The sequence below is a fragment of the Rhizobium sp. 2YAF20 genome (assembly GCF_052114685.1).
Taxonomy (GTDB): domain Bacteria; phylum Pseudomonadota; class Alphaproteobacteria; order Rhizobiales; family Rhizobiaceae; genus Rhizobium.
The window spans coordinates 59,528-85,882 of sequence record NZ_JBFRFF010000010.1 but is presented as its reverse complement, the minus strand read 5'-3'; the positions used below and the strand labels follow the sequence as shown (position 1 = coordinate 85,882).

The following is a 26,355-nucleotide window of genomic DNA, read 5'->3' as shown; positions in this document are numbered from 1 at the left end:
CTCAGCCGGCCGAAGGTTTGACGGCATCGACCGGCACGTAGAGATCGCCGCCGTCACGGTACTTTGCTGCCATAGCCTCCAGCCCTTCTTTTTGTGCCTCGGCGCGGATGTCATGCGAAATTCGCATGGAGCAGAATTTAGGGCCGCACATCGAGCAGAAATGCGCGACCTTGTGCGCCTCCTTCGGCAGCGTCTCGTCGTGGAAGCTGCGGGCGGTTTCAGGGTCGAGCGAGAGGTTGAACTGGTCCTCCCAGCGGAATTCGAAGCGGGCGCGCGACAGCGCGTCGTCGCGCAGTTGCGCGGCCGGATGCCCCTTGGCAAGATCGGCGGCGTGGGCGGCGATCTTGTAGGTGATGACGCCGGTCTTGACGTCGTTGCGATCCGGAAGACCCAGATGCTCTTTCGGCGTGACGTAGCACAGCATCGCCGTGCCAAACCAGCCGATCATCGCTGCACCGATGCCCGAGGTGATGTGGTCGTAGCCGGGTGCGATATCGGTCGTCAGTGGGCCCAGCGTATAGAAGGGCGCCTCGCCGCAGACGGCAAGCTGCTTGTCCATGTTTTCCTTGATCTTGTGCATCGGAACATGGCCGGGGCCCTCGATCATCACTTGGCAATCCTTCGCCCAGGCGATCTTGGTCAGCTCGCCAAGAGTTTCAAGTTCGGCGAACTGGGCGGCGTCATTGGCATCGGCGATCGAACCGGGACGCAGGCCGTCGCCGAGTGAGAAGGAAACGTCATAGGCGCGGCAGATGTCGCATATCTCCTCGAAGTGCTCGTAGAGGAAATTCTCGCGGTGGTGATGCAGGCACCACTTGGCCATGATCGAGCCGCCGCGCGAGACGATGCCGGTGACGCGGTTGACGGTCAGCGGGATGTAGTGAAGCCGTACGCCGGCGTGGATGGTGAAATAGTCGACGCCCTGTTCGGCCTGCTCGATCAGCGTGTCGCGGTAGACCTCCCACGTTAGGTTCTCAGCAATGCCTTCGACCTTCTCCAGCGCCTGGTAGAGCGGCACGGTGCCGATCGGCAGTGGCGAGTTGCGGATGATCCATTCGCGGATATTGTGGATGTTGCGGCCGGTCGAAAGGTCCATGACCGTATCGGCACCCCAGCGCGCCGCCCAGACCATCTTGTCGACCTCCTCCGCCATCGACGAGGTGACGGCCGAGTTGCCGATATTGGCGTTGATCTTCACCAGGAAATTGCGGCCGATGATCATCGGTTCGGCTTCTGGATGGTTGATATTGGCCGGAATGATCGCCCTGCCGGCCGCTACTTCCTGCCGGACGAATTCCGGGGTGAGGTGATCGGGAATGGCGGCGCCGAAACTTTCCCCGTCGCGGATATGGCTGGCCGAGGCAGCCTTGCGGCCGAGGTTCTCGCGGATGGCGATGAATTCCATCTCCGGCGTGATGATGCCCGCCCGCGCATAGGCAAGCTGCGTTACGGCCTTGCCTGGTCTTGCCTTTAGCGGCTGGCTGATAACGGGAAATTCCGGTGTCAGTCGTTCGCCGCTGACAAAACCGTTGTCTTCCGGGCGGACGCGGCGGCCCTGGTATGCCTCGACATCATTGCGCGCGAGGATCCAGTCTCGCCGCAGCGGCGGGAGACCTTTTTCGATGCCGATATCGGCGTTTGCTTGCGTATAGGGGCCGGATGATTCGTAGACGATGACGGCCGGTTCGCCGGATGTCGGGTGAAGTTCGATGCTGCGCATCGGAACCAGGATGTTCGGATGGATTTCACCCGGAACATGGATTTTGGTCGAGGCGGGCATCGGTCCCGTCGTGACGGTCGGTGTGATATTCTTTGCGGCAATGTTCATCATGAGGCTCCAAGCTCGTCGATTGGAGACCCAGTTCACGCCGGAATGATGGAAAAACGCCGGTGCATCTCTCCTGTGAGGGAATCATGGCAACCGAAGCGTTCGCACCGTCCCTACGCCAGTATGAACTGGATCAGGTTCAACGGGTCACTGCGCGCGCTAGCAGTATCTCAGCCCCTTGCCGGGACCCCCCTGGTGAATGACACAAGAGTTATGCCCTCAGTTTAGGTCATGTCAACCCCGGGGAGTTGTCACTTTGTCCGTGGCTTAGCGTATCAAATATCATTCGTCAGGCCCCCTTTGCGGCGAACGTTGCAAGATTGAGGGAGCCACTTGGTAAGGCCGGTTCGCAGGCAACCAACTGCGCGGCGGAAATGGTCCTTTAGCATGGCTGGGAGCTTTGGGCCGGCAACGAAATACCACAAGCAATCCGCAAAAGGTGGATGCCGCAGCATTTCTTCGCCCGGATTGCGGTTGCGGCAAAAGAGATCCCGATGCGAAGCTTAAATTTCACCCCAGCGCAAGGTCAGGTCAAAGGGGTACTGCTTATGAATTCGCGGAATGCCTTTTCTGCCGAGCAGAATGGGGCAAGAGCCGCAGCTGTCTCGCCATTTCGCCGACACATCTATCCGACGACCATAGATTTCCAGCATCTCAGATACGTTCCTCGTGAGCGAGTTTGGCCGCAAATTTCCTTGAACGCTGCTGGCTGATGCCTCCTTGAGGCCTGGAAAGGTGGCTGGCGCCGCTCGACAGCCGAGCCGACGCAAATTATCTATCAGGCATGACCAATCATGATGAAGAGACAATCGCTGGCCGGATCAGCCGTATTCTGGCCGACCAGATCGTGACAGGCGCCTTATTGCCCGGTTCTAAGCTTAAGCAGGATTATCTTGCCGAGGAGTTTGGCTCCAGTCATGTGCCTGTGCGCGAGGCGCTTAGGCGGCTGGAGGCACAAGGGCTTGCGGTCCGTGAGCCGAGGCGAGGGGTGCGGGTAGCCTCGTTCGATCTTGCTCAGGTGCAGGAGGTCGCTCGCATGCGAGCGGCTCTTGAGGTCCTGGCTTTGCGCAACGCCGCTCCCCATCTGACGCCCACCATCCTCGATCAGGCGGAATGCGCAACGCTTGATGGTGATAGAGCGACGGATGTAGCCACCTGGCAGGCAGCGAACCGGCGCTTCCATCAACTGATCCTTGCTCCTTGCAGAATGCCGCGGCTGCTTGCCGTCATCGACGATTTGCATGCCGCAAGTGCGCGCTTTCTGTTTGCGTCCTGGAGTTCCGGCTGGGTGACACCAAAGGACAAGGATCATCGCTCGATCCTCACGCATCTTCGCGAGCAGAAAACCGAGCAGGCCGTGACAGTCCTCGATCGGCATGTCCAGCGGATCGGTCACCGACCAAAGGAGAGCGCTGCGGCTCCCGAACGATTTGCCATTGTTGGCTGAGGATCAGAACCGGAAGCTTAGCGACGGAACAATCCAAAATAGCCGCCCCGGACATTCGAAATCACCTTGCCAGATATTGCATTGCAATATTATAGATAAAACCAACGGGAATCTATTTTGGAATTGGGATCTGGGGAGGAAGTTCGGTCAAATGCAGGATGATGTAGCCAATATCGCGCCATTGCGTAGGCAGAACGACGCAACGCCGGAGATTCATACAGCCGACGGTGCTAAAATTATCTATAATTTACCGTTCAACGATCTTCTTTTCCAGGCGCAAACAATTCATCGCGCCAACTTCGACCCCAATGCGGTCCAGATGAGCCGCCTTCTCTCGATCAAGACCGGCGGCTGCGCCGAGGATTGCGGCTATTGCAGCCAGTCCGCCCACTACCCGACCGGTCTCAAGGCATCAAAGCTGATGGAGGTCGAGCGCGTTGTTGCCGAGGCCCGCAAAGCCAGGGATGGCGGTGCGACGCGTTACTGCATGGGAGCGGCATGGCGCAGCCCCAAGGACCGCGACATGGATGCGGTCATTGCCATGGTTAAGGGTGTCAAGGCGCTTGGCATGGAGACATGCATGACGCTCGGCATGCTAACCCCAGTGCAGTCGGCCTCGCTCGCCGCCGCTGGCCTTGACTACTACAACCACAATATCGATACGTCCGAACGCTTCTATGGCGAGATCATCACGACGCGCACGTTCGCCGACCGCCTTGAAACGCTCTCCAACGTTCGCGAGGCCGGCATGAAGGTGTGTGCCGGCGGTATCCTCGGGATGGGCGAGACCGTCGAGGATCGCATCGCGATGCTGGTGACGCTTGCCAATCTGCCCACACCTCCGGAAAGCGTGCCGATCAACATGCTGATCCCGATCCCAGGATCGAAGCTTGCCAACGCCGAAACCGTCGATCCGATCGACTTCGTTCGCATGATCGCGCTTGCGCGTATCCTGATGCCCAAGTCTCACGTGCGGCTCTCAGCCGGCCGGACGGAAATGAGCGACGAGATGCAGGCCCTTTGTTTTTTCGCCGGTGCCAACTCGATCTTCATCGGGCAGACCTTGCTGACGGCCGACAATCCTGGCGAGGACCAGGATAGCGCTTTGTTTCGCCGTCTCGGCCTGAAGCCCATGGAATTGGGTTCTGTGCAATGAGTGCCACTGGCCTTGCCCGTTTCGAGCAGACGCTGGCCGGCCTCGAACGCAAGGGGCGTGCACGTTCGCTGGCCAGTCAAGCCGGCATCGACTTCACCTCGAACGACTATTTGGGGTTGGCTCAATCCGACCGCCTCGCAAATGCGATCGCCGCAGCGCTTGCGCGCGGCTTACCCGTCGGGGCAGGGGGATCGAGGCTGCTTCGCGGCAATCACCCAGAGCATGAGGCCCTGGAGGCGGAAGCCGCCGCCTATTTCGAAGCAGATAAGGCGCTCTATTTCGCCAGCGGCTATGCTGCCAATGTGGCCTTATTCTCGACCCTTCCGCAGCGCGAGGACATCATCCTTCACGACGCCTTGTGCCATGCAAGCGCCCATGAGGGGATTGCGGCCAGCAAAGCGCCTGCCATATCGATCCGGCACAACGATGTCGGCGCCTTCGAAGACGCAATCAAGACATGGCGACGCTCAGGCGGTGTTGGCCGGCCGTGGATCGCGGTCGAAAGCCTCTATTCCATGGACGGTGACCGTGCGCCGCTTGCCGAACTTGCCAGCCTTGCCAACACCCATGACGCCTTCCTGATCGTCGACGAAGCGCATGCGACCGGTGTATTCGGACCTGGGGGGCGCGGCCTCTCGGCCAATCTGGAGGCCGGTGACTACCTCATTGTCCTTCATACCTGCGGCAAGGCGCTCGGTGTTTGCGGAGCACTTTTGTCTGCCAGTGCGGTCATCTGCAACTATCTCGTCAATCGAGCCCGCGGGTTCATCTATTCGACAGCGCCATCGCCCTTGATGGCGGCGGCTGTTCGCGAGGCGTTGCGGGTTCTTGCCGACGAGCCGAAACGGCGCGAGAAATTCGACGCGCTTTATGCCTTCGCAAACACCGCGCTCGCCGCTGCGATCGGTGTGGAAGGCAGCGGATCGCAGATCCTGCCTGTGATGATCGGCGACAACACGCGTGCCGTGCGGATTGCCGCACGGATGCGCGCCGAAGGCTTCGACATCAGGGCCATCCGGCCGCCGACCGTTCCCGAGGGGACTGCGCGGCTAAGGATCGCCATCACCTTGAACGTCGATCCCAGCGCGATTTCCCAGATGTTTGAGCGTCTGGCGATTGTCATGGCGGAGGAGCGCTCGTGACGAGGCATTATGTCGTCACAGGCACCGATACCGGTGTCGGCAAGACCCTCTTTTCCGCAGCCCTCACCAATGCGCTCGATGGCTATTACTGGAAGCCGGTGCAGTCAGGCCTTGAGGAGGAAACCGACAGTGAAGCCGTCGTACGGCTTGGCGTTCCTTCGGCACGGGTCCTTCCAGAGGCCTATCGGCTAAAGACGCCGGCATCCCCGCATTTGTCCGCGCGGCTTGATGGCATCGCCATAGACGCAAAGCGGCTGGTCCTGCCTGAAACCGATGAGCCGTTGGTGGTCGAGGGGGCGGGAGGCCTATTGGTGCCGCTGACGGATCGACTGCTGTTCGCCGACCTGTTTGCGCGCTGGCAGGTGCCGGTCATTCTTTGCGCCAGAACAGCGCTCGGCACCATCAACCACAGTCTGTTGTCTCTCGAGGCGCTCAGGAACAGAGGCGTTCCGATATCAGGTATAGCCTTCATAGGCGATGAGAATGTCGAAACCCAGCGGATCATCCTCGAGATCAGTGGCGTGCGATCGCTCGGCCGCCTGCCGCGATTGTCGAATGTGACGTCCAGGACACTTGGCGAGGCATTTGCCGAACATTTCGATATTAAGAGCTTCAAGGAAGACTTGGCATGACGGGTTCGGCAGTCTGGCATCCCTTCACCCAGCATGCGCTGGAGCCACCAATGAAACGGATCACCAAAACAGAGGGCGCCTACCTCATCGACGAAGACGGTAGCCATGTTCTCGATGCGATCTCGTCCTGGTGGGTGATCACCCATGGTCACAGGCATCCCGTCATCATGGCGGCAATCAGGGCAGCTGCGCAGCGTTATGACCAGCTCATCTTTGCGGAATACACGCATGCTCCAGCCGAAGAATTGGCCGGAGGCCTGATTGCCCTGGCGCCACCCGGTCTTGCCTATGCCTTTTATTCCGACAGCGGATCGACCTCGGTCGAGGTGGCTTTGAAGATGGCCCTCGGATTTTTTCACAATAGAGGCGAAAAGCGCAATCGGATCGTCGTCATGGAGCATTCCTACCATGGCGACACGATCGGTACGATGTCGACGGGCGAACGCGGCGTCTTCAACGCTGCTTACGAACAGCTGCTTTTTGCGGTCGACAAACTCCCCTTTCCCGAAGCCGGCCGTGAGCAGGAGACGCTTGACGTCTTCGAACACCTCTGCCGGTCAGGCGATGTGGCAGCCCTTCTGGTCGAGCCGCTCGTTGTTGGTGCGGGTGGCATGAAGCTCTTTTCGTCATCGGTTCTTTCGCAGTTGAAAACGATTGCCGACCGTCATGAGGTGCTTCTCATCGCCGATGAGGTGATGACCGGCTGGGGACGCACCGGGACTGTGTTTGCCTGCGCGCAGGCGGCAATCACACCCGACATCCTCTGCACGTCGAAAGGGCTGACCGGAGGCGCTTTGCCGCTGGCGGCGACTTTATGCAGGGCCGAGATATTCGAGGCGCATCTATCCACTGATCGTCGCAAGACCTTTTTCCATTCGAGTTCCTACACAGCCAATCCGATCGCCTGTGCAGCAGCGGTCGCCAATCTTGCCGTCTGGCGGGATGAACCGGTGCAGGCCCGTATCGACGCCTTGGCGGAAATGCATCGGGAGCGCTTGGCACGTTTCGCTTACGACCCTCGGTTTGAGAACGTGCGACAGCTTGGAACGATTGCGGCCCTGGACCTCAAGGCAGCTGCCGGCGGGTATCTGGCCGAGGTCGGGCCGAAGCTTCGCGCCTTCTTCCGTCAGCGCAACCTGCTCATCCGGCCGCTCGGCAATGTCGTCTATCTGATGCCTCCCTATTGCATCACCGCCACCGAACTCGACAGCGCCTACGAAGCGATTGATGAGGCCGCATACCATTTCGGGGTATCGGCATGACGCAGGTGAGGTCTTCGCAGCTGATTGGATTTGGCCACAGTGTCCCGAGGCGTCGCGTCGAGAACGCCGAAATCGAAATGTCGCTTGGCCTCGAACCTGGTTGGATCGAGAGCCGCACCGGTATTCGCGCCAGACATTGGGCGGAGGAGGGCGAGACGCTAAGCGGGCTTGCGACCAGCGCCGGCGCCATGGCACTGGATGATGCCGGTATCGACCGATCTAAGATCGCCCTGACCCTGCTTGCAACATCAACACCGGATCATCTGCTCCCGCCCTCATCGCCGCTGCTGGCCCACCGCCTCAAACTTGCAAACTCCGGGGCGATCGATCTTGGTGGCGCATGCTCAGGATTTCTCTATGCGCTGACATTGGCTGACGGCTTTGTCCGCACGCAAGGCCGATCCGTTCTCGTCGTTGCAGCCAATATCCTAAGCCGTCGCATCAACCCCGCCGAACGTGCAAGCTCAGTTCTATTCGCCGACGCTGCTGGTGCCGTCGTTCTTTCGCCGTCGACCGTTCCAGACGCCGGGGTGCTCGGCGTTGACCTGGCAGCCGATGGAAGCGCCTATGACCTGATCTCGATTGCCGCCGGCGGCAGCAATCGTCCGTTCGCGCCAGGAATGAACGCGGCAGACTTCCTAATGACGATGCGCAACGGACGCGAGGTGTTTTCGCGGGCGGTTGAGATGATGACGGAAAGCTCAACCCGCGCACTCGATCGGGCGGGCATCATTGCCCGAGACATCACCCGGTTTGTTCCGCATCAGGCCAATACGCGGATCTTCAGCGCCGTGTCTGAGAAACTTGGTCTTTGCGCCTCGAAAACCGTGAGCACGATCGAAGATTACGGAAACTCGTCCGCAGCGACAATTCCGCTCTCGCTCTCGATCGCAAACAGAGCGCGTCGCTTCGACGCAAACGACAGGCTCCTCCTTGCCGCTGCAGGTGCTGGAATGACAGGTGGCGCTGTTGTTCTAGGGTTCCAGAGGCATTAATGATCTTGACGCCCTGGCGAACGCGGTATGTGCGGAGGCGAGTTTGTTTGAGCCTACCGTTGAATTCCGCCGCGATTTGACCCGTCCTTCCGCTTGGCGCTGACCCTGCTAGGCGGAGGCTGGCCTGGGAAGTGCTTCACTTGCTGCTGCCCGCCATCCATTCCGCATAGCTTGCAAAATTTGCATTCCGCAGGGAATGCCAGCCACCGGCCATTACAGCCTCCGCGGGCGGGGGGAGGTTTCGGCGGCCGCGCTAATTTCGGCAAAGAGGTAGTCTGCAATGGTCATTGCCGCATTCTGGTGGCGATGAAAAAACTCGCATCCGAATTATGCGAGTGAACCGCCGATGATGTCAGGAATTCAGTGCGCTATTGAGATCATGCAGCCCGACCATCAGCATCATGGGGTCGGACGGCGAAGACAGGAAGCCGATCGCCTCATAGAAGGCTCGCGCGTCATCGGAAATCGCATGTACCAGCACGCCCCGAATGCCGAGGATTTCAGCGGCATTGAGCAGGCGTAGGCCTGCGTCGCGCACCAGTGCCCTGCCGATACCGCGCCCCTGGTAGGACTGATCAACGGCGAGGCGGCCAAGTACGGCAACCGGAATCGGATCAGGCATGTTACGCCGAAAACGGCCAGGTGCTTCCGGCTGCTTCACCGCGCCGGAGGCGAGCGCATAATAGGCGATGACGCGGCTTGCCTCGCACACGACGAAGGTGCGCGATGCGCCACGTGCCTGATTGGCATGGGCGCGGCGACGCAGCCAGTCATCCAGTTCAGGGACGCCAGAAATGAATTGCGCCAGTTCATGATGATCGGCCAGTGGTGTCGGTACGCTGAGGGTCACGCCTCATCCCACGGCGCTTTGGTCGTCATAGTGCGTTTCAGACGCTCATTGGGTTGAGTGGGCGCATCGAGCCGGGCAAGGTACTCGGCATAGATTTCGGGGCTAACCGTGAATATCGTACGGTCGAGTAGCACTTCCTCGGCGCGGCGCTCGGAAGCTTCCAGCATAAAATCGGTGCGCGTCTTGCCGAGCAGCTCGGCGGCGCGATCGATAAGGTTACGGGTTGCCGGCTTGATGCGGATATTCAGCGGCACGCTGGCCTCCGGGCTTTTACTGGTGTGCGATGTGGGCATGAGGGAACTCCGATCTACACTCACCATAGCGTAACGACATCATCTTTACAAGGACTGTAATGATATTGTCATTACGAATTGGGAGAAGGTATGACGAGTTGGCCCTGGCCGTCTGGCAACTATCAAATCAAACTTGCAAAGAGGCGCTTGGCGGCCCGACCTTTTCAAAGGTGCTGAACTGGAATTTCTGTACTGATCCCCATGGAGTCGTGTGTTCATGCCGCTGCGTTTTGGCCAACTTGAACTGCTCGCCAAGAACAGCTTGCAAGCCCTTCGCATCGTAGCGAGCAACGGCCAGACCGCTGCATTTCTCCGGCCCATCCAAAGCGAAGGTGCCGATCACGGCTTTGCCGCCTTCTTTGAGTGCCCGAGACATCACGCGAACGTAGGCTTGCTGATCTGCGACTGTCGTCAGGAAATGAAAAGCGGCCCGGTCATGCCAGAGATCATACCCGCGGTCGGGCGTCCACATGGTCACGTCGGATACAATCCATTTCACCCGTGTCGTGTCCACCAGTCGAGAATGCGCTGTTTCGAGGGCCGCGGCTGAGAGATCAAGGACGCTCATGTGGAACTGCCCCGCCGCCACGAGAACATCGACCAACCGCGACGCGCCACCTCCGACGTCGATCACCGACATCTCCGGTGTCAGTCCCGCTTGGCGTAGCAGTTTCAGCGATAGCTCCGGCGTGTCCTCATACCAACTGACCTCCGAATCGGCTTTGGTCGTATACACGCCTTGCCAATGAGTTTGTCGGTCGAGCGTCGCCATCAAATCATCTCTGTTAAGAAGGCTGGTTTATCAGATCTCCGCCATTCCAGGAACGAAGCATTTATAAATCCAGCTCCCCTCACACATGTTATCCAACGGTGCTTGGCGAATTCCACGGTGAGCATCTTCCGCCGTAGCCCCTAAGCTGACTTAGCCACGGACTATGATCGGGCACGCCAGCCCGTCGAAATTAGCAGGGCTTCACGCTCATCGGCCGGCATGGCACGGACCCGGTGTCGCGCCGTCAGCCGTATTGCCGAAAATCCGACGATGAGCAGAATTGTTTTGCTGGCTATTCCGAATATCGTCATCGTCAGAGCCCAGGTGGCGAAGTCGGTATTTACTGCAAGGTAGGCATTTAGTATGGCCGAAATGAACATGAGACCGGACCATGCAAAGCCCACATAGGTGGCGATATCGGATGCGGTGGACTTGGCAATTGCAGGCAGGTAGCGGTTCATCCAGCCGGGTCTCAGCATCGCCACGCCGATGATTGCGTAGATCGCGCTCGGCTTGAACATCACGAAGCGCGGGTCATCCGTCAGCACGGTTGCGGTGCCGGACGCGATGACCAGAAAAAGGCTCAGCCATTCCATGACTTCGATCGGCTTTCTGCGGGCGAACTGCATCACGATCTGGATGAGGCCGAGCAACATGCCGAGGCAGGCGGAAAGAAGGGCGTTGTGCGTCAGGGAAAACAGGAGAAGGAAAAGCAGGCTCGAAGCCAGGTCGCTGAGCAGCAATTTGACCGTTTGCAGAAAAGCTTTCATCGGGCGTACGCCAGCTCCTGATGCAACAATTTGCAGCGCTCATAGAGCTAAAAGGCACTTTCATCAAGTGGTCACGACTATCGTATGAATGACCGGTATTGGCGGCGTTGGCAGTGTCACTTGCTGAGAACGTCCAAAATTGGGCAGCGTGTTGCGTGCCCGCCCTTGCACAGGTCTGCGGTCTCGGCGAGCGTGCGTTCCATCCGGCGAAGATTGAATTCAGGCGTCTTCGCAAGTGTCTGGCGAAACGGCTCTCACGCCCCAGCCACTCACCTAAATGTGGAATCTCAGGCTTTGCTCCAGTTGGATTTTTTTGGAAGGCGAACGCGGCTTCAATTGCTTCTCCCGTTCAAGGATCAACGTTGATTTCTCTAAGACTCCCAACCGCGTCAACGGCACCAGCTCTCACGTGGATTGAGACACAACCGCATGTGCGGCTCCTCAGGCTAGCTGAAGCGAGTCCCCACCGTTATCTCAGGTGCATCAGTGTTTTCGCCCCCGAATGAGAAACCTTCGTAGACGAAGGCCGATGCAATCCTCTCGCAATCAAGTTCGCTGACGCCAGCCGACCGTACTGTACCGTACCACGTGTTTCCCACCTGCTCGGTCATCGTATCGATGATCGAGGCCGCGTCTTCTTGCGAAAGGCGGAAACGTCTCGCTGCCGAGATCAGATTGTCTCTATTCGCATAACGGCCAGATTTGCCAATATCCATTGCCAGATCGCGACGCGCCACAGAGAACATTGGGGTCGGCGTGATGTCATAGGCAGGCGAGAGCCTCCAGCCGCTTCCATCAGCAATAAACGCATGATTGCGCGGGTGATCGTCCGTGTTGGAAACGAGGCAGTTGAAGCATATCCTCCGGAAGAGTTCATGCAGTTGCTCGTCGATATTTCCAGCCACGAAGCGCAACATCTCTTCGGCCAGCGACACATAGGACCACCGGTTGTCGCGGGTTTCGTCTGCTCCAAGAATGGTCAGCGCGCTCGTCATCCGCTTGCGGTAGAAGCCTTGTTCACCCAGATCACGGTCGAACCTGCGCACCACAAGTACGTCCCGCTCGCCGATGGTGACGATGCCCGTTTCGGCCGTATCGATTCCGCACTGTCGCGCAAGCGTCATGACGCCGTGTTCGACGCGTGGATTGTTCCATTTGTCGGCGTTCAGAGGAAATTTCGCAAGCCACAGCAGGCCGTTGCTTTCAACGGTGGCCTTGGGGCGTGCGCCGCCCATCGACGTTCCTGCCTGCAGAAGCCGCTCAACCCGCTCAAGGTCTTCTCGGTTGTTGGGCTTGGCCTTGGGATCGTTATCAGCCGCTACGATTTCGTTAGCGATCTCGATCAAAGACCCGAGATCGACAGTCTTGTTGAACTGCCAAACTGGAGCCGGTGGCTGCTGGTTGAGGCCGAAGCCGAGCGCGCCCGCACGGTCATCCGGTGACTTCAGGAGATAGTCGAGTTCGTTCAGTCCAGTGTTGCCGACATGACGGTCGATGAGCCTCCGTCCCCATGCGTCAGGGGCTGAGTCTCGCAAAGCGCCGAAGATGCCTCCGAGCCTTGTTGTCGTGAATATAGTATCGGCGAGCTTTAGTTCGCGGGGATCGAAGTCAACCTTGTCATTCCGGGCGAGATATCGCTTGCCGTAGACGAACCGGCCTCGTGCAAAGCCGGACGCAGGATCGATCTCGACTCGAAAGCGCCCGGCAGTGACCATCTCGGTCGTTCCCGGCAGCGTGATGTACACGTAGCATTCAGAAGTCATTGTTCATCCCTCTCGGAGCAGACGCGCGTTCACGCTCTTCCGAGCGGGCTAGAGCAAGGCCATGGCTATCGTTGTTTGGATCGGCCACAGACTGAAGGTCGGGAAGCATATCCATTGCCCAGAGCATGCCTGCGTAGACGGCAACGGCTGTGCCGGGCTTTCCTCTTTCGGCATCCGACAGCACCGTTCGATGCATTCCGAGGCGCTCTGCCATCTCCTGTAAGGACATGTTCCGCCGGAGCCGAGCGGTCTTGATATTGTATCCAAGAACCTCCAGGGCTCGCTCAACCTGAAAGGGTACCATTCTCCGCGTCATGTCTGAAATTTCCGCCTCAATAGGACTCTATGTCGAGTTTAATCGACATCTGTAGCCGTAGTCTATGCAAGTGTCAAGCTAGATCAACGCGATGTCGTGTTTTGCTGACATTAACGGCCTCTCTGTCTAAAATACCAAACCAATGATGCAAGCTAGCCTCGAAAGAGAGGGCCTCAAAATGAGTGAATGGCGAGAAAGTTCTCGACGAGAAGGGTCAGCGCATTGTCTGATTTACCTGCGGCAGACGCCGAGATGCCGGGCGTGCGCCATGTCGTTGTCGACGAACTCAATGGTACTGCCGCAGCGACGGTCAGCGTTGATGATGGGCAGGTCACGCCCGGAGCTACAACCGCCGCCGTCACCAATGCGGACCCCGCCGTTCATGGGCACGTGAACTGAGCACGTATCCGGCGTCGGAAGCAAAAGGAAAACTCATGATGGAATTGCGTTCGACGATCACCTGTCCGCATTGTGGATGGCAGGCAACTGAAACAATGCCGATCGACGCCTGCCAGTTTTTCTATGACTGCAAGGGCTGTGGGAAGCTCCTGCGGCCGAAGGAAGGCGATTGTTGCGTGTTCTGTTCCTATGGCTCAGTTCCATGCCCGCCAATCCAGGAATCAAGAGCGTGCGGGGGTTTCAAGCGCGTTTGAATCTCACCCTGCAGCGGGTTCAAGTTCACAAAATCGCTTGGCTATACGCTACAGCCTGAACCAACGCCCAGCCGACAAATGTTTCTCAGCAATGCCGCAATATCACCGTCGAGCGCCCGCCATATGCGGCGATGTTTGTCATCGTCCTACAGGTATTTTGTGATCGTCTTGAATTCGTCGATTGATTGGCGCTGATCGCGGGCGAGCGCACCGACCGTTTCTTCGAGGCAGTGGTCGAGATGGTCCTGGATCAGCGTCCGTTTGGCGTTGGTGATCGCCTTTTCCACGGCGGAGAGCTGCTGGGCGATGTCGAGGCATGGCCTGCTGTCTTCGATCATGGCGATGACGCTCCTCAGGTGGCCTTCCGCGCGCCTGAGACGCTTGACGATCTCTGGATGGGTGGCATGCGTGTGCGGTTCGGTCATCGTGTCATTTCCAAAATCGTTTCCGTCGCCTTCGACAGGTTACCCGACGATACGCCGACGGTGCTCCGATGGGCAAGGTCAGTGGTGGTGCCGTGCCGGCTCTTCCATCTGGAACGGCAGGACCGCCGAACGCTCGCCTGCGGCCAACTTCAAAACCCCTTCGAACTCGTGCGGCTCTGCCGGAGCTTCCATGGATATCAGAGCGTGGTGATCCGTGCCCGAGGGTAGCAGCTCCAGCTTTTCGATGACGCCACCTGGACGCTGGATTTCGACGACGGCCTGAAGTCCGTGTGCATGCTTCGAGATCATCAGCCGCATTCGTTCGCCTTCAGGCGTATCGATGATCTCCAACAGGCCGGTCGCCAGCGGCGAGTCCACCGTGAACGGATCGGGAGCATGGTGATGCCCACCCTGTTCGGCACCTTCGGCGTGTGCTGCACCGGCCGTGTCAAACTGGATTGTCGTCGAGCCCAACGGTACAAGGTGCGCGTGCAGTTCTTCCCGAAGGGCAAGCGCGATGCCGTTCGCTTCGGCGACTGATTTTCCTTCGTCGACGGCGATCGTGACATCGGCATGGAGCTTATGGCCAAGCCAGCGAGCCTTGACATCGGTGATGCGATCAATGCCGGAAACATGCTCTGCAGCATGGCGGATTTCGTCATTAATGCCGGGTTCGACGCCGTCGAGGCTACGAGTGATGACGGCACGAGCCGACTGCCAGACGATTCCGAAAATTGCGATGGTGATCAGCAGACCGATGATCGGGTCGGCAAGCGGGAAGCCGAGCCAGACCCCGAGCGCGCCGATGACGACGGCAAGGCTGGTGAGACCGTCGGTACGGGCGTGGTAGCCGTCGACGATGAGCGCCGCGCTGTTCATCTCGCGGCCGACCTTGATCCGAAACACGGCGACGACCTCATTGCCAACGAAGCCGACGACGCCTGCAACCGCAACCGCCAAAAGCTGCGTGATTGGCTGCGGGTGGATCAATCGGTCGATGGCCTCGTAGCCGGCAACGATGGCACTGAACAGGATGATCAGGACGATCACCATACCTGCGAGGTCTTCGACGCGGCCGAGGCCATAGTTGAACGTGGCGGTCGGCTTGCGGCGGACCAGGACAAAGGCGATCCAAAGCGGAATGGCCGTGGTGGCATCACCGATGTTGTGAATGGTGTCGGCCAGCAGGGCCACGGAACCGGAGGTGAAGACCACGATCAACTGCAGAATGGCAGTGATCGCCAGAATGACGAACGACCATTTGATGGCCCAGATGCCGCGATCCGATGAGGCGATGCTGGGATCGACCACGCCATGCGTGTGGCCATGGCCTTCGGCGCTGCCGTGGGCATGAGCGTGCGAACCATGGCTGTGGCCGTGATCCGTTTGGCCGAAGCCGAACCATTCCTTGATGCTGGCGAACATGTGAGACCTCAGTGAAGGTGCAGGTTACCTATCCTCCTGGAGGGGATATTTCAAGCGCAGTTTCATTTCTTCAGGCGAATGTCAACCAATCGCGGTCACTTGCCCATTACTGACTTGAGTTCTAGCCGGCGGCAGCACCACGACTGCTCTACGTGAAAAGGTAGGGTCGATTACGCAATTCGACCTAAGGCTGCCGTCAAAATGTTGCGTTGCACAGGCTCCGTTGACAGACCTATGCTATCGCATGGGAAAGCGAACAGCCTCTTTCGTGCTGAATGTGATCAAACTTGCGATCGTACTTTCGCTTGCTGTGTCCGGCGCGGGAGCCGACAACGACGCATTCGCTATCGATACCCATGGTGCCCGGACCTCCTCAGCGGTGGTCGTTGCTGTAAATGGCATGACGTCCGACTGTATCATCGTTGATGCGCGGTCGACCCACGACGACCACGACGGCAATTTCAAAATCAAACATTGCTGCCGTACGACCTGCTCGATCCTGGCGATTCTCACGCCTATCGCCACCATTCGTTTCGTTCGCCAGACCAACATCGAGGCGAACGCGGACTTCCGGGAGCTGGCCTCCGTCGTTCCCCAAAATCTCCAGCGCCCGCCGATCGCTTGACTTGCAGTGTTGCACGCCGGCAATGGGTGAGAATCCTCCCCCAACCGCCCTGCCTGCTGATGCAAGACATTCTGAAGACCGTCTGCAGGACTAAGCCCCGTAGGGTCTTCGGGCAATTGATGGGTCTTCGTCTGTCGCCGTTGCTCAACGCACCACCAACGGGCGGTGAAGATGCAGATCTAGCTCTCAATAGTTGTGCTCCGCGCTCCACCCAATTGGACGTGTGAGTGCAAAGGACCGTGGAGAACCCTCATGCCAAGCAATGTCGCAAGCCTCACCGATATCATCCGCCGGACCCCGCGAAAACTATGTCGGGCCCTATGGGGCAGGATTCCAAATTCCATGATGGAAACCGACACCATGAGATTTACGGGTCGATTCATCTATCAAAACTTCAGCCGGAATGCCGTGCGCATCCAAAGTCACCACACGCACTTCATGAGAAATCTGCCGCAATTGGAAGTTCTCGCGAATCTTCTAGCCGATTTCGACAAAGGATCGACGGTGCGCCTGGCGTCAATCGGATGCAGTACGGGAGCTGAGCTTTACTCGGCCTTATATCTGCTCCGTCGAGCACGACCGGACTTAACGATCCTGGCTCGGGGCGCTGACATTTCCTCAGGTGTCGTCGAAGTTGCACGTCGCGGCCTCTATCGTCCCGACGCTTCGGCTGGAGAAGCTGGGCTCTATCTGGCTGGTCGCGCCGAAGTTTCAACCCAGGACATCGATGAACTTCGTGGCATCCTGGAACTCATGCCGGATGGGACGATGCGGGTTCACGATTGGCTGCGCGAGAACGTCTGCTGGCTGACGGCCGATGCCACCGATCACTCTCTCCTCGACGTGGTTGGCAAGCAGGACATTGTCATTGCCAACAATTTCATCGGTCCGATGGAAGACACCATGGCCGAGGCATGTCTCGGAAATGTCATGCGGCTGGTCAAACCTGGAGGCCTCCTTGTTGTCGAAGGCATCGACACGGATCTGAAGACGCGCATTTTAAAGGCATCAAACTTCAGACCCGTGTTGTTGTGGCAGGAGGAGATCTGGACAGCGGATGCGTCCAAACGAGGCTGGCCATGGGTGCGCTGGAGCCACGAACCTTTTCACCGCAATGAGCCGACCTGGCAATATCGCTACACGGTGATCTTCAGGCGCGGACACTGCTAGCGCGTGCACAGCCTCATCGCACTATGGGAAGTGATCTTAAGGCAGAGTGCTTGCGGTCCGACCGGCCAGGCGATAGGCGAGCAGTCCAAGCCATTCATGTGCAGCGATATCCGTGAGTTCAAGACCCCCCGCCATCGAACTGACGGGACGGCGCAGATCAGCGGGGCGCGTGCGGTAATCGACCGGATATGGAACGACGCTAAAGTTGGCCGCCCTGAAGGATGCGACGGCTCGAGGCATGCTATAGGCAGAGGTCAGCAACAGCCAGGTATCTGTGGAAATCGGCTTGGCGACGAGAATGCTCTGCGTGGCATTCTCAAACGTCGTACGCGACCGCTCCTCCATTTCGATCCGCGCCGGCGCAACACCCAGATCGATCAGAATGCGCCGGGCAATCTCGGATTCATTCAGCGGCTCCCCGATGATGAGGTGACTGGCACCACCGGAAAGGATGATGCGCGCCTCTGGATAGCGCCTGGCGAGGGCGGCGGTCTCGAAAATCCGCTCTGCATTGTCGTTGATCGCGTAGCTCTTTCTGTCGCTTGTGATGTGTGTGTCGACGGCCCCTCCAAGCATAATTATTCCTGTAATCGAAGCGGGCAGCTCCGGAATAGGGAAGCGGTCTTCAAGTCGCATGACAAGGGCGGGACCGAGCGGCGACCAGCCTGCCAGGATCAACAGCACCGTTGATATGCAAAGCAGCCCCATCGCTAGGCGTCTGCGCCGTATAATGAACGCAAAAACGCCGAGCACGGCGAGCAAAGCAATTACGTTCGAAGGAAGCAGCGCGGATTGGACAAGTTTGGATACGATGAAGAACATTTGGCATTCTGCCTTGGATGAGGAGGCGCGCGACGGCCTCGCTTGGCTTATGGCGGTAGTTGGGCTCGATTTGACGGACGCAGGCCCTCGTTGACAGACCTCAAGCCTCAGTGTTGACGTAAAAAGGTTACTTCCTGCCGAATTGAAATGGATAACGGCAATCGAAGACATCGAGTATTGGGCCTGATGACAATGTCTCGCGACGCTGGAAGGCACCCATGATCAGCTTTCCCAGGTCAGCAACGATCGCTATTGCAGTCACGCTATTCTCGCCGCATGGCTGGTGTGGTCGTTTTCGATGACGATTCGCCGCTGGCGCTTTCTGACGCCTGTCTTCTAGAGGAACAGCCAGATGACAGAACATGCTCCTACGGACACCGGCCTGCACCGGGTCGTCAAATGGGTGGCACTGCTCAACCTCGGCTATTTCGGGGTTGAGTTCGCCGTGGCGCTGAGCATCGGGTCGGTGTCACTGTTTGCCGACAGTGTCGATTTCCTTGAAGACGCCTCGGTCAACCTGCTAATCGTCATGGCGCTCGGTTGGACTGCGCGCAATCGCGCTCGCCTCGGCATGGCGCTTGCGGGCATTCTCCTCGTGCCAGGCTTGGCGACGCTGTGGACAGCATGGGACAAGATTATGGCACCCGTCGCCCCCGCGCCGCTGGCGCTGTCGCTTGCCGGACTTGGTGCGCTGGTGGTCAATTTTTCCTGCGCGGTGATGCTGGTGCGCTACCGTCACCATAGTGGTAGCCTGACCCGTGCGGCATTCCTCTCGGCACGTAACGATGCCTTCGCCAACATCGCCATCATTGCCGCCGGACTGGTGAGCGCCTTCCTGTGGCGCTCTGGATGGCCGGACATTGTCGTTGGCCTCGGTATCGCCGCGATGAACGCGGATGCGGCACGACAGGTGTGGCAAGCGGCTCGCGCCGAACATCGGACTGTCGAACCCTGATCGTGCGAGCCGATATCACCGTCCCTCGATCCGCCTATTTCGTCGCGGCATGCCTCCTATTGAATGGCTGCGCTGTCACCTGCCACGGTTCGATGGTTTGGCTGCCAGGGGAGCGCCATTGGCAACTTGTCATCCGCCAGTCGAAGCCGCTGCGGCTGCCAAAGATTTGAAAAGTGGCGCGTAAAGATAGCTGATGCTGCTAGCCATGGTCGCGGTGATGTGGTCGGCGTCCTTGTACAGCGCGATGCCGTTGCGCTCTGCATCACAATGTTCGTTGGCACAGATTGTCGGAAGGGGGTCGACGACGGTCGCGCCGTATGTCGCGGCAGAGGTCGCAAGGATCGAACGGCTGAGCGCCTGCCTGGCCGCGATGTAGCTCCACGGCGGTGCGATATCGGTGGTGGTGCCGGTCATCAACGCCTTGGCCAGCGCCTCCGGCACGAAACGTCCCATTTCTGGAACGTCCATTACCAGTACGGCCTGCTTCCCCTGCTGTTTCAGCTCGGCAAGGGTGTTGTCCAAGGCGGTCTTAATGAATGCCGAATGGTCTTCGACGGGCGGCGGAACCGACGGGTCGAAATACAAACCCTCGTTCGGAAGCTCGGCATCGTGTACATATTTCGGCCAATAGGCGACCATGAACACGACCGGGATGTGCTTTTCAGCTATGAGATCGCGCACCGCTGCATTGTAGCTCGCGCATTGCGCGGTATCAGCATCGTTCCGGCGTGACAAGACGACGTCGGGCAGAGGTGGACATGAAGCGTGACCGGTGAGCAGGCCGCGCATACCGACGTCGGCGGCAGCCTTGTCGATGGCGGGTGCCATTGCGCCCGAGTGCGAGTCGCCCCAGACAATGAAATTGATAGGACCATTGCCTGCCGCACCAAGCTGACAAAGCTTGCCCGCACGGACGTCGGCAAGGGATGGTCCGCTACCGTTGGTGTCGATGGAACAGTCAGAGCTCGAAAAGCGGCTGAGGTCGTAGGTGGCGCTATAGGCCTCGCGGGCTGCCGCAGGAAGGCGTCCGGGCAGTCCCTGTTGATTGGTGACATAGCCACCGAACAGCACCGCCGCGACGACCACCGTGGTGGCCCCCGCAAATAGCGGCAGGCGAGCGATGCGGCTTGAGCGCCCTCGGAAAGGCTGTTCGATGAACCGCCAGGACACCACAGCCACGACGAGCGAGGCGACGACCAGCAACACGCCTTGCATCGGCGAAAGAATGTGCCCGGTAAAATAGCGGGTGAATACGATCAGCGGCCAATGCCAGAGATAAAGGGAATAGGAAATCAGGCCGACGAACACCACGGGACGTGCCCTGAGGAGCAGACCAGCGGGTCCTCCTGTCGCTGCTCCGTGGATCACCAGCGCCGCACCCAGGCAGGGAACCAGTGCGGCGAGACCAGGAAACACCGTGCTGTCGCTGTAGGTCAAAACCGCATAGCCAATCAGCACAATGCCGAGAGCTGCAAGGCATTCGCCGATGACAGGACGTGTCGGCTGGGGCAGGACATCAAACGCCAGCAGAGCGCCGAGGAGCATTTCCCAGCCCCGGAACTGCGAGAGATAGAAGGCAGCGACAGGGGCGCGGTGCACATACCAGGCGCTGGCCGCTAGCGAGGCAACGAGGAGAACGAGCAGCACCCACGGCGTCCGTCGCCGGTCGAGCTTGGCAAGCAATACAAGCACCACCGGGAAAACGATATAGAACTGCTCTTCGACCGCCAGCGACCAGGTGTGAAGCAGCGGCTTCAACTGGGCGCTCATGTCGAAATAGCCGCTCTCTTTCTCGAAGCGGATATTGGAAATGAATTGCGCCGTCGCCCTCACGCTGCGTGCGAAATACTCGAATTCGACCGGCATGAATACCAACCATGCCATCAGTGACGAGACCGCGACCATCGCAAACAGGGCCGGGAAAATGCGCCGGATGCGGCGCTCGTAAAACCGCAGAAGGCTAAATTCCCCCCGGTCGATTTCGCCGATGATCAGCGACGCCATCAGATAGCCGGAGATGACAAAAAACACGTCGACGCCGACAAAGCCGCCTAGAGGCTTTACAAGTTTGTAAGGTACGTCCGTGTCGGTTTTCCTAACGTCTTACAAATCCGTAAGTTCACGAACAGGCCGCCGTATACCGCTGCTTGCGGCCTCCTTTTCGAAGCGACGACCCGCGGCATTTGCTGTGTGGGTCCGCCAAAGACAAGGAGCTTCTCATGCCCGTTCGACTTCGGCAGCTTCTTCCTCGCCGTGCGCCCGATCAGTGGACGACGGTGGCCGCGTCGATCACGCCGCGCACCGTCGCGCCCTCGGCAATCCTCAAAAGGCTGTTTGCCTCATCAAAATCCAGCAACTTGGCCAAAGCGCTCCGCGAACTCGGCCGCATCGAAAGAACTTTGTTTATGATCGAATAGTACTCGAGCCCGCCATTGCGCCGGCGATGCCAGGCAGGTATCGACAAGGGGGAAGCGGCCCATAAGCTCAAGCGCGCCGTGTTCTTCCACGAGCGCGGTGAAATCCGGGATCGCCCTTTTGACAGTCAGGCATTCCGGACCTCCAGCCTCAATCTCGTCGTCAGCGCCATCGTGCAGTGGAACATCGTCTATCTCAGCCGTGCCACCGCCCATCTGCGCCAACAGGGCAGGAACATTGCCGACGAGCTGCTCAAGCACGTCTCACTGCTCAGTTAGGAGCACATAAACCTCACCGGCATCTGTTCCTGGGATGCCGAGCAGCAGATTCCGGAAGACTTCAGACTTTTGCGGCTTCCCGCCCCGATCCTGGGCGCAGCCTGATGTTCATCGTTCGTTCGGCCTTAGAGCGCAGGATTTTGAACTACTCTTGTCCCGTCCCCCACCGGACTAGAGAATGCGGGCCGCCAAAGCCGGTTTGTTCTGAGGCAGGAACTGTCTGCTCGACCTGAATTGACGCACATCGGCCTGTATCTCCGCTTCAGTGCGTCGGTTATCGCGGGTGGCAAGTCGGGAGAAGGTGTCGCTGAGGGAAGTCGGCATAATGATCTCTCCAACGTCCTACGTGACAATATCGCGGCTGATCTTCCGACGACCATGCAGGACGCGGATGATCTCGACGCATTCGTCGGTGACGCGATATAGGGTCAGATATTGGCCGGCGACCAGATGCCGTATGTTCGGCGCGATGTCGTCACGTGCAATCCCGGAATAAGGGTGCTGGGCTAGTTGTTGCCAGCGGGCCTCGATGGCATCGAGCACGCGGTCGGCGGCGTTCGGATTGTCGGCGGCGATCTCGGCCCAGATGGTGATCAAGTCTTCGTCGGCGCGATTGGTGCGGATAATCGGCAGCACAATCAAGCGTCACGCCGCGAAGCGTCAAACCGGCGGCGAGCTTCCGCTTTCACATCGTCCATCGAGGCGCGTGAACTCAGTCCGCTATCGATGCCCTCCTGCACCAGCTCGCGCAGCTCTTCGACGGTGTAGCCGAGCAGATCGCGCCGCTCTTTCCATTCGCGCACTGCGTCGCGGATCGCCTCACTGGTTGAGGCATACTCGCCAGCGTCTACGGCGCTACGAACGAAGCCCGCCATCTCAGGAGTGAGTGCGATGGTTATTTTCTCGACATTTGCCATAGGAAAACCCGTTCCTGACTTGTTCTTATGGTATGCATTTAGCGTACCACGAGCAAGCAAAAAGATATAGCTGGGAGGACAAAGTGTTGGTTTCGGGACCGGTAACTTGCTGGGGTGCACACGAATTGTTAGTGCCGGCTGGGCCATCTCGGTTGCCTCGATGAAGGAGGTGACGATGGCAGTGGAATGGACGATCACGGTCGAGGGCAGAAATCAGTTCGGTGACATTTGCCGAAGGGAGGTGGGCATGGACAAGAGCTGGGAGCGTCTGTTTGATGGTGACCTAGGCTTGTCGATCGAGGACGGCAAGAAGATTATGGAAGCGCTGCAGACCGCCGTGGTGAGCCATGAGGCGGAGACCTATTCCCTTTGGTCTTGCCCGGACTGCCATACGTTCTGGGCTGTAGCAGTCCAAATGTTCGTCAGCTGCCTCGGCAGGCTGGGGATCATCACCCCGAGTGCCGCTCATTGATTCTAGACTGGAACACGGTCGGAACATTCGACACTTTGACGATATCTCGAGGGGTGCTAGGGTCGTGCCTTCCTTCGCGAGTTACAAGATTGGAGGACCGCAATGTTATTTTGCCAGCCCTTTTACCAACCAGATTTCAAAATAATGGCCGAAGCGGTGAGAGCATGGTGTGCTCATAATGGTGTCAAGCCGGACAACGTTCGCGAAGCGCATGAAGTATACGCCGTGGCAATTAGACTGTATTGCGAAGGGCATCGAGACCTTGAAAAGTTGTCCGCCGGCTTGATCGCGGAGTTGGACATGAGGACTACCCCTCTCGTTTCCTCCACGGTCCACTAAAGTCCGTTCAAATGCATGGACGATGCCGATCCGCGCATCGCAACGCCTATCGCGAACGCCTGGCCGATAGTTCGCGGGCGCGTGAATACGCCCGAGCCCATGGCCGTGTTCGTGATGGTCATTCGCCATAGTCGGTCGTACTTCCGGTTTGGACGACCCTACAACCAGTAACCCCCAGAGGTGCAAGAGAGAAAGCTGCTCGGCTGGAATGCCCGACTGACGCCCGGCCGGACCCCATTTGAGAGGACAGCCATTGTCATCCCCATATGGTGTCGAACAGCAGCTTGGCATTCAGCGCGAGGATAATAGCCGCAATCGCCCATGCCAGCGTGGACAGCCAGAACGGGATGACGAAGACACCCATCTTCTTCCGGTCGGATACGAACCGCACCAACGGAATAACCGCGAACGGAAGCTGCATCGAGAGCACGACCTGGCTGAGCACGAGTAACTTCGCAGTCCCACTCTCGCCGTAGAATGCAGTGACGACCACGACAGGAACAATCGCGATGCCACGCGTCAACAGTCGACGAGCCCAGTTCGGAATCCGCAGTCGAAGAAACCCTTCCATGACAATCTGGCCAGCCAGTGTCGCGGTGACGGTCGAGTTCAATCCCGATGCAAGAAGCGCGATCGCGAACAGGATCGAGGCGATACCAAGCCCCAGTAGAGGTGACAGCAGCTCGAACGCCTGTCCGATCTCCGCGACATCCTGGTGGCCGGTGTCATGGAATGCCGCCGCAGCGACGATCAGGATGGCGGCATTGATAAAAAGGGCAAGCATCAGCGCAATGGTGCTGTCTGTCGTTGCCCATTTTATCGCGTCCCGCCGACCTGCCTCCGTCCGCTTGAATGCGCGGGTCTGCACGATAGAGGAATGCAAATACAGATTATGCGGCATCACCGTCGCACCGATAATCCCGATAGCAATATAAAGCATGGCAGGGTTGGTCACGATTTCGGACGACGGCAGAAAACCGTGCAAGACCGCCGCGACTGGCGGCGCTGCAGCCGCAATCTGAATCGTGAAGCAAACCGCGATAACGATTAGCAGTGCGACAACGAACGCCTCAAGGTAGCGAAATCCGCGGTTCATGAGCAGCAGAAGTAAGAACGCGTCGAGCGCGGTGATCAGCGCGCCACCGATCAGCGGAATACCGAACAAGAGCTGTAATGCGATAGCAGTGCCGATCACCTCTGCAAGGTCGCAGGCGATAATCGCAAGCTCGCATGCCAGCCACAGCGTGAGGTTCACAGGCCTCGAAAAACTGTCGCGACAGGCCTGAGCCAAATCGCGGCCAGTCGCAATTCCCAAGCGGGCAGCCAGAGCCTGGAGAAGGATCGCCATGGCGTTCGACAGAAGGATGACGACCAACAGCGTATAGCCGAACTGAGCGCCGCCAGCCAGATCGGTCGCCCAGTTGCCGGGATCCATATAGCCGACCGAGACCATGTAGCCTGGCCCCATAAAGGCCAGCAGTCGCCTTATCCAAGTGCCCCCATGCGGCACGGGGATCGAAGCGTGGACTTCGGGCAGGCTTGGCCTGTGGTCGTCCTCCGGTTTGGCAAAGGCCCAATTTGATGATGCTGGCCTACTGTCTCTTGTTACCGAATCCATTGGGTCCCTGCGATTACGCCCATCGAGAAATGCAAAATGGCCCAGGCCGCAAGAATATGCAATATGCTATATTGTATTGACGTTGCTTTTTTGTGGTTTGGAAATTAACAAGCGCCAGTGCGTGCTCCTGAAGGCCGCTGGATGTATGAACGCCCGAAGCATATGATGAGTGCGTCGTGTTGGACGAATGAAGGGGGTGTCGATTTGCCAGCGGTTCGCAGTTTGATTTCCAGGCGGGATGCGCTGCCGGATGCGGATGTCCACTCGGAGGGCTTCCGACAGGCGCGTCGCGCCCGGCAAAGTGCCTTGGTAGAGGACTACGTCGAGCTGATCGCTGATTTGATCGAAGACGGCCAAGAGGCCCGCCAGGTCGATATCGCCGCCCGGTTGGGCGTCTCTCAGCCGACTGTCGCCAAGATGCTGATGCGGTTGTCGTCGGAAGGCCTGGTGTACCGCAAGCCTTATCGGGGTGTGTTTCTAACCGAGGCGGGCCAGAAAGTGGCGCAAGAGAGCCGCGAACGACACCAGATCGTTGAAGCGTTCCTCGTTTCCATCGGCGTCAGTATCGAAATCGCGCGGATCGACGCCGAGGGCATCGAACACTACGTCAGCGACGAAACCTTGAATGCGTTCAAAGCAGCCATGAGTGCAAAACGAAAATGAGGATTCATCTCCGACGTGGAACAGCAAGGGCACGGTTCGATGTCAGGGTTCTCGTCTTTCGACGCGGCTGATGCGCAGCAGCAGGTCGACGCTCATCAGCCCGTAGCCTTCGGTCGTTTTCCTCGGTGAACTTCGCCAGCCCAGCGGCAAGACCGTCGTTGCCTGGCGATACGCGACGATTAAGGCGTTCGAGTCCTGGTCAGCAATTCATTTGAGATTGAGTGGCCGCCCCGCTCCAGCGTCATCCGGACGTTTCCGGAGGTCGATCGCGCCCGGTGGTTTCTTATCTCCGATGCAAAAAGCAAGGTTCTCAAAGACCAGCGGCCGTTTTTGTCAGCGCTTTTGAAGCTTC

Annotated in this window: 27 protein-coding genes, 2 pseudogenes and 1 riboswitch; of the genes and pseudogenes, 14 read left to right on the top strand and 15 right to left on the bottom strand. The window is 58.7% G+C overall.

Features of this window, described 5'->3' with window-relative positions; all coding sequences use genetic code 11:
* Window position 1: 1 nt before the first annotated feature.
* Window positions 2-1,828 carry a phosphomethylpyrimidine synthase ThiC gene (thiC, locus tag AB4Z52_RS15010; RefSeq protein ID WP_442218722.1) on the bottom strand — a complete coding sequence of 609 codons (1,827 nt, stop codon included), beginning with the start codon at window positions 1,826-1,828 and terminating at the stop codon, window positions 2-4.
* 92 nt (window positions 1,829-1,920) lie between these two features.
* Window positions 1,921-2,032, bottom strand: a riboswitch (TPP riboswitch).
* A gap of 580 nt (window positions 2,033-2,612) precedes the next feature.
* Here thiC and AB4Z52_RS15005 point away from each other — a divergent pair.
* From AB4Z52_RS15005 to AB4Z52_RS14980, 6 genes are all read left to right on the top strand, one after another.
* Complete coding sequence (locus AB4Z52_RS15005) at window positions 2,613-3,275, top strand: GntR family transcriptional regulator (protein ID WP_442218721.1); 663 nt, start codon at window positions 2,613-2,615, stop codon at window positions 3,273-3,275.
* A 151-nt stretch (window positions 3,276-3,426) separates the two neighbouring features.
* Window positions 3,427-4,431 carry a biotin synthase BioB gene (bioB, locus tag AB4Z52_RS15000; protein WP_442218720.1) on the top strand — a complete coding sequence of 335 codons (1,005 nt, stop codon included), beginning with the start codon at window positions 3,427-3,429 and terminating at the stop codon, window positions 4,429-4,431.
* Window positions 4,428-5,573, top strand: a complete 1,146-nt coding sequence (locus AB4Z52_RS14995) for an 8-amino-7-oxononanoate synthase (protein ID WP_442218719.1) — start codon at window positions 4,428-4,430, stop codon at window positions 5,571-5,573. Before bioB ends, AB4Z52_RS14995 begins: the two co-directional genes overlap by 4 nt.
* Window positions 5,570-6,205, top strand: coding sequence for a dethiobiotin synthase (gene bioD, locus AB4Z52_RS14990; RefSeq protein WP_442218718.1), 636 nt, complete (start codon window positions 5,570-5,572; stop codon window positions 6,203-6,205). Before AB4Z52_RS14995 ends, bioD begins: the two co-directional genes overlap by 4 nt.
* A complete protein-coding gene (locus AB4Z52_RS14985; RefSeq protein WP_442218717.1) occupies window positions 6,202-7,467 on the top strand; it encodes an adenosylmethionine--8-amino-7-oxononanoate transaminase in 1,266 nt (421 codons plus the stop codon). The genes bioD and AB4Z52_RS14985 overlap by 4 nt, the downstream gene beginning before the upstream one ends.
* A complete protein-coding gene (locus AB4Z52_RS14980; protein WP_442218716.1) occupies window positions 7,464-8,462 on the top strand; it encodes a beta-ketoacyl-ACP synthase III in 999 nt (332 codons plus the stop codon). The genes AB4Z52_RS14985 and AB4Z52_RS14980 overlap by 4 nt, the downstream gene beginning before the upstream one ends.
* A gap of 352 nt (window positions 8,463-8,814) precedes the next feature.
* Here AB4Z52_RS14980 and AB4Z52_RS14975 read toward each other — a convergent pair whose 3' ends face one another.
* The 6 genes from AB4Z52_RS14975 to AB4Z52_RS14950 form a co-directional block, all read right to left on the bottom strand.
* The gene (locus AB4Z52_RS14975; protein WP_442218715.1) at window positions 8,815-9,312 is read right to left on the bottom strand and encodes a GNAT family N-acetyltransferase; all 498 of its coding nucleotides are present in this window, start codon (window positions 9,310-9,312) and stop codon (window positions 8,815-8,817) included.
* Window positions 9,309-9,605 (bottom strand): type II toxin-antitoxin system TacA family antitoxin, encoded by a 297-nt coding sequence (locus AB4Z52_RS14970; protein ID WP_442218714.1) that lies wholly within the window; start codon window positions 9,603-9,605, stop codon window positions 9,309-9,311. The genes AB4Z52_RS14975 and AB4Z52_RS14970 overlap by 4 nt, the downstream gene beginning before the upstream one ends.
* A 127-nt stretch (window positions 9,606-9,732) precedes the next feature.
* Window positions 9,733-10,377, bottom strand: coding sequence for a class I SAM-dependent methyltransferase (locus AB4Z52_RS14965; protein WP_442218713.1), 645 nt, complete (start codon window positions 10,375-10,377; stop codon window positions 9,733-9,735).
* A 161-nt stretch (window positions 10,378-10,538) separates the two neighbouring features.
* Window positions 10,539-11,147: an inner membrane-spanning protein YciB gene (locus AB4Z52_RS14960; protein WP_442218712.1), complete on the bottom strand. Its 609-nt coding sequence runs from the start codon at window positions 11,145-11,147 to the stop codon at window positions 10,539-10,541.
* Between the two features lie 446 nt (window positions 11,148-11,593).
* Window positions 11,594-12,910 carry a type II toxin-antitoxin system HipA family toxin gene (locus tag AB4Z52_RS14955; RefSeq protein WP_442218711.1) on the bottom strand — a complete coding sequence of 439 codons (1,317 nt, stop codon included), beginning with the start codon at window positions 12,908-12,910 and terminating at the stop codon, window positions 11,594-11,596.
* Window positions 12,900-13,226 (bottom strand): helix-turn-helix domain-containing protein, encoded by a 327-nt coding sequence (locus tag AB4Z52_RS14950; protein ID WP_442218710.1) that lies wholly within the window; start codon window positions 13,224-13,226, stop codon window positions 12,900-12,902. Before AB4Z52_RS14950 ends, AB4Z52_RS14955 begins: the two co-directional genes overlap by 11 nt.
* A 222-nt stretch (window positions 13,227-13,448) precedes the next feature.
* Between AB4Z52_RS14950 and AB4Z52_RS14945 the strand changes: the two genes are divergently transcribed.
* Together AB4Z52_RS14945 and AB4Z52_RS14940 are read left to right on the top strand one after the other, a co-directional pair.
* Window positions 13,449-13,625: a hypothetical protein gene (locus AB4Z52_RS14945; RefSeq protein WP_442218709.1), complete on the top strand. Its 177-nt coding sequence runs from the start codon at window positions 13,449-13,451 to the stop codon at window positions 13,623-13,625.
* A gap of 38 nt (window positions 13,626-13,663) precedes the next feature.
* Window positions 13,664-13,879: a GDCCVxC domain-containing (seleno)protein gene (locus AB4Z52_RS14940; RefSeq protein ID WP_442218793.1), complete on the top strand. Its 216-nt coding sequence runs from the start codon at window positions 13,664-13,666 to the stop codon at window positions 13,877-13,879.
* 146 nt (window positions 13,880-14,025) lie between these two features.
* Here the strand turns inward: AB4Z52_RS14940 and AB4Z52_RS14935 are convergent, their stop codons facing one another.
* On the bottom strand, window positions 14,026-14,304 hold the full coding sequence (locus AB4Z52_RS14935) for a metal-sensing transcriptional repressor (protein ID WP_442218708.1): 279 nt from the start codon (window positions 14,302-14,304) through the stop codon (window positions 14,026-14,028).
* 78 nt (window positions 14,305-14,382) lie between these two features.
* On the bottom strand, window positions 14,383-15,729 hold the full coding sequence (locus AB4Z52_RS14930; RefSeq protein ID WP_442218707.1) for a cation diffusion facilitator family transporter: 1,347 nt from the start codon (window positions 15,727-15,729) through the stop codon (window positions 14,383-14,385).
* 244 nt (window positions 15,730-15,973) lie between these two features.
* Here AB4Z52_RS14930 and AB4Z52_RS14925 point away from each other — a divergent pair, with 244 nt between their 5' ends.
* Together AB4Z52_RS14925 and AB4Z52_RS14920 are read left to right on the top strand one after the other, a co-directional pair.
* A complete protein-coding gene (locus tag AB4Z52_RS14925) occupies window positions 15,974-16,354 on the top strand; it encodes a hypothetical protein (RefSeq protein ID WP_442218706.1) in 381 nt (126 codons plus the stop codon).
* Between the two features lie 360 nt (window positions 16,355-16,714).
* Window positions 16,715-17,524, top strand: a complete 810-nt coding sequence (locus AB4Z52_RS14920) for a CheR family methyltransferase (RefSeq protein ID WP_442218705.1) — start codon at window positions 16,715-16,717, stop codon at window positions 17,522-17,524.
* A gap of 36 nt (window positions 17,525-17,560) precedes the next feature.
* On the opposite strand, the gene AB4Z52_RS14915 is transcribed toward AB4Z52_RS14920, so the two are convergent.
* The gene (locus AB4Z52_RS14915) at window positions 17,561-18,346 is read right to left on the bottom strand and encodes a YdcF family protein (protein ID WP_442218704.1); all 786 of its coding nucleotides are present in this window, start codon (window positions 18,344-18,346) and stop codon (window positions 17,561-17,563) included.
* Window positions 18,347-18,698: 352 nt separating this feature from the next.
* Between AB4Z52_RS14915 and AB4Z52_RS14910 the strand changes: the two genes are divergently transcribed.
* The gene (locus AB4Z52_RS14910) at window positions 18,699-19,301 is read left to right on the top strand and encodes a cation transporter (protein ID WP_442218703.1); all 603 of its coding nucleotides are present in this window, start codon (window positions 18,699-18,701) and stop codon (window positions 19,299-19,301) included.
* Window positions 19,302-19,430: 129 nt separating this feature from the next.
* Here the strand turns inward: AB4Z52_RS14910 and AB4Z52_RS14905 are convergent, their stop codons facing one another.
* Both AB4Z52_RS14905 and AB4Z52_RS14900 read right to left on the bottom strand, forming a co-directional pair.
* Complete coding sequence (locus tag AB4Z52_RS14905) at window positions 19,431-20,372, bottom strand: SGNH hydrolase domain-containing protein (RefSeq protein ID WP_442218792.1); 942 nt, start codon at window positions 20,370-20,372, stop codon at window positions 19,431-19,433.
* A 102-nt stretch (window positions 20,373-20,474) separates the two neighbouring features.
* Window positions 20,475-21,344: pseudogene (locus AB4Z52_RS14900) on the bottom strand (acyltransferase family protein); the annotation flags it as partial.
* 233 nt (window positions 21,345-21,577) lie between these two features.
* Here AB4Z52_RS14900 and AB4Z52_RS14895 point away from each other — a divergent pair.
* A pseudogene (locus AB4Z52_RS14895) lies at window positions 21,578-22,099 on the top strand (Tn3 family transposase); the annotation flags it as partial.
* Between the two features lie 237 nt (window positions 22,100-22,336).
* Here the strand turns inward: AB4Z52_RS14895 and AB4Z52_RS14890 are convergent.
* Together AB4Z52_RS14890 and AB4Z52_RS14885 are read right to left on the bottom strand one after the other, a co-directional pair.
* Entirely contained in the window at window positions 22,337-22,630 is a 294-nt protein-coding gene (locus AB4Z52_RS14890; RefSeq protein WP_442218791.1) for a type II toxin-antitoxin system RelE/ParE family toxin, read from the bottom strand.
* Between the two features lie 2 nt (window positions 22,631-22,632).
* The gene (locus AB4Z52_RS14885) at window positions 22,633-22,911 is read right to left on the bottom strand and encodes a type II toxin-antitoxin system ParD family antitoxin (RefSeq protein WP_442218702.1); all 279 of its coding nucleotides are present in this window, start codon (window positions 22,909-22,911) and stop codon (window positions 22,633-22,635) included.
* A gap of 175 nt (window positions 22,912-23,086) precedes the next feature.
* Between AB4Z52_RS14885 and AB4Z52_RS14880 the strand changes: the two genes are divergently transcribed.
* Window positions 23,087-23,383, top strand: a complete 297-nt coding sequence (locus AB4Z52_RS14880) for a hypothetical protein (protein ID WP_442218701.1) — start codon at window positions 23,087-23,089, stop codon at window positions 23,381-23,383.
* A gap of 595 nt (window positions 23,384-23,978) precedes the next feature.
* Here AB4Z52_RS14880 and AB4Z52_RS14875 read toward each other — a convergent pair.
* The gene (locus AB4Z52_RS14875; protein WP_442218700.1) at window positions 23,979-25,340 is read right to left on the bottom strand and encodes an Nramp family divalent metal transporter; all 1,362 of its coding nucleotides are present in this window, start codon (window positions 25,338-25,340) and stop codon (window positions 23,979-23,981) included.
* 141 nt (window positions 25,341-25,481) lie between these two features.
* Here AB4Z52_RS14875 and mntR point away from each other — a divergent pair, with 141 nt between their 5' ends.
* A complete protein-coding gene (gene mntR, locus AB4Z52_RS14870; RefSeq protein WP_442218699.1) occupies window positions 25,482-26,003 on the top strand; it encodes a manganese-binding transcriptional regulator MntR in 522 nt (173 codons plus the stop codon).
* Window positions 26,004-26,355 lie beyond the last annotated feature (352 nt).

Bases quoted from the DNA above. Each gene is read 5' to 3' on its own strand.
- thiC (WP_442218722.1), bottom strand. From the start codon at position 1,828: ATGAACATTGCCGCAAAGAATATCACACCGACCGTCACGACGGGACCG.
- AB4Z52_RS15005 (WP_442218721.1), top strand. From the start codon at position 2,613: ATGACCAATCATGATGAAGAGACAATCGCTGGCCGGATCAGCCGTATT.
- bioB (WP_442218720.1), top strand. From the start codon at position 3,427: ATGCAGGATGATGTAGCCAATATCGCGCCATTGCGTAGGCAGAACGAC.
- AB4Z52_RS14995 (WP_442218719.1), top strand. From the start codon at position 4,428: ATGAGTGCCACTGGCCTTGCCCGTTTCGAGCAGACGCTGGCCGGCCTC.
- AB4Z52_RS14985 (WP_442218717.1), top strand. From the start codon at position 6,202: ATGACGGGTTCGGCAGTCTGGCATCCCTTCACCCAGCATGCGCTGGAG.
- AB4Z52_RS14980 (WP_442218716.1), top strand. From the start codon at position 7,464: ATGACGCAGGTGAGGTCTTCGCAGCTGATTGGATTTGGCCACAGTGTC.
- AB4Z52_RS14970 (WP_442218714.1), bottom strand. From the start codon at position 9,605: ATGCCCACATCGCACACCAGTAAAAGCCCGGAGGCCAGCGTGCCGCTG.
- AB4Z52_RS14965 (WP_442218713.1), bottom strand. From the start codon at position 10,377: ATGGCGACGCTCGACCGACAAACTCATTGGCAAGGCGTGTATACGACC.
- AB4Z52_RS14960 (WP_442218712.1), bottom strand. From the start codon at position 11,147: ATGAAAGCTTTTCTGCAAACGGTCAAATTGCTGCTCAGCGACCTGGCT.
- AB4Z52_RS14955 (WP_442218711.1), bottom strand. From the start codon at position 12,910: ATGACTTCTGAATGCTACGTGTACATCACGCTGCCGGGAACGACCGAG.
- AB4Z52_RS14950 (WP_442218710.1), bottom strand. From the start codon at position 13,226: ATGACGCGGAGAATGGTACCCTTTCAGGTTGAGCGAGCCCTGGAGGTT.
- AB4Z52_RS14940 (WP_442218793.1), top strand. From the start codon at position 13,664: ATGGAATTGCGTTCGACGATCACCTGTCCGCATTGTGGATGGCAGGCA.
- AB4Z52_RS14935 (WP_442218708.1), bottom strand. From the start codon at position 14,304: ATGACCGAACCGCACACGCATGCCACCCATCCAGAGATCGTCAAGCGT.
- AB4Z52_RS14930 (WP_442218707.1), bottom strand. From the start codon at position 15,729: ATGTTCGCCAGCATCAAGGAATGGTTCGGCTTCGGCCAAACGGATCAC.
- AB4Z52_RS14925 (WP_442218706.1), top strand. From the start codon at position 15,974: ATGGGAAAGCGAACAGCCTCTTTCGTGCTGAATGTGATCAAACTTGCG.
- AB4Z52_RS14920 (WP_442218705.1), top strand. From the start codon at position 16,715: ATGAGATTTACGGGTCGATTCATCTATCAAAACTTCAGCCGGAATGCC.
- AB4Z52_RS14915 (WP_442218704.1), bottom strand. From the start codon at position 18,346: ATGTTCTTCATCGTATCCAAACTTGTCCAATCCGCGCTGCTTCCTTCG.
- AB4Z52_RS14910 (WP_442218703.1), top strand. From the start codon at position 18,699: ATGACAGAACATGCTCCTACGGACACCGGCCTGCACCGGGTCGTCAAA.
- AB4Z52_RS14885 (WP_442218702.1), bottom strand. From the start codon at position 22,911: ATGGCAAATGTCGAGAAAATAACCATCGCACTCACTCCTGAGATGGCG.
- AB4Z52_RS14880 (WP_442218701.1), top strand. From the start codon at position 23,087: ATGGCAGTGGAATGGACGATCACGGTCGAGGGCAGAAATCAGTTCGGT.
- AB4Z52_RS14875 (WP_442218700.1), bottom strand. From the start codon at position 25,340: ATGGATTCGGTAACAAGAGACAGTAGGCCAGCATCATCAAATTGGGCC.
- mntR (WP_442218699.1), top strand. From the start codon at position 25,482: ATGTATGAACGCCCGAAGCATATGATGAGTGCGTCGTGTTGGACGAAT.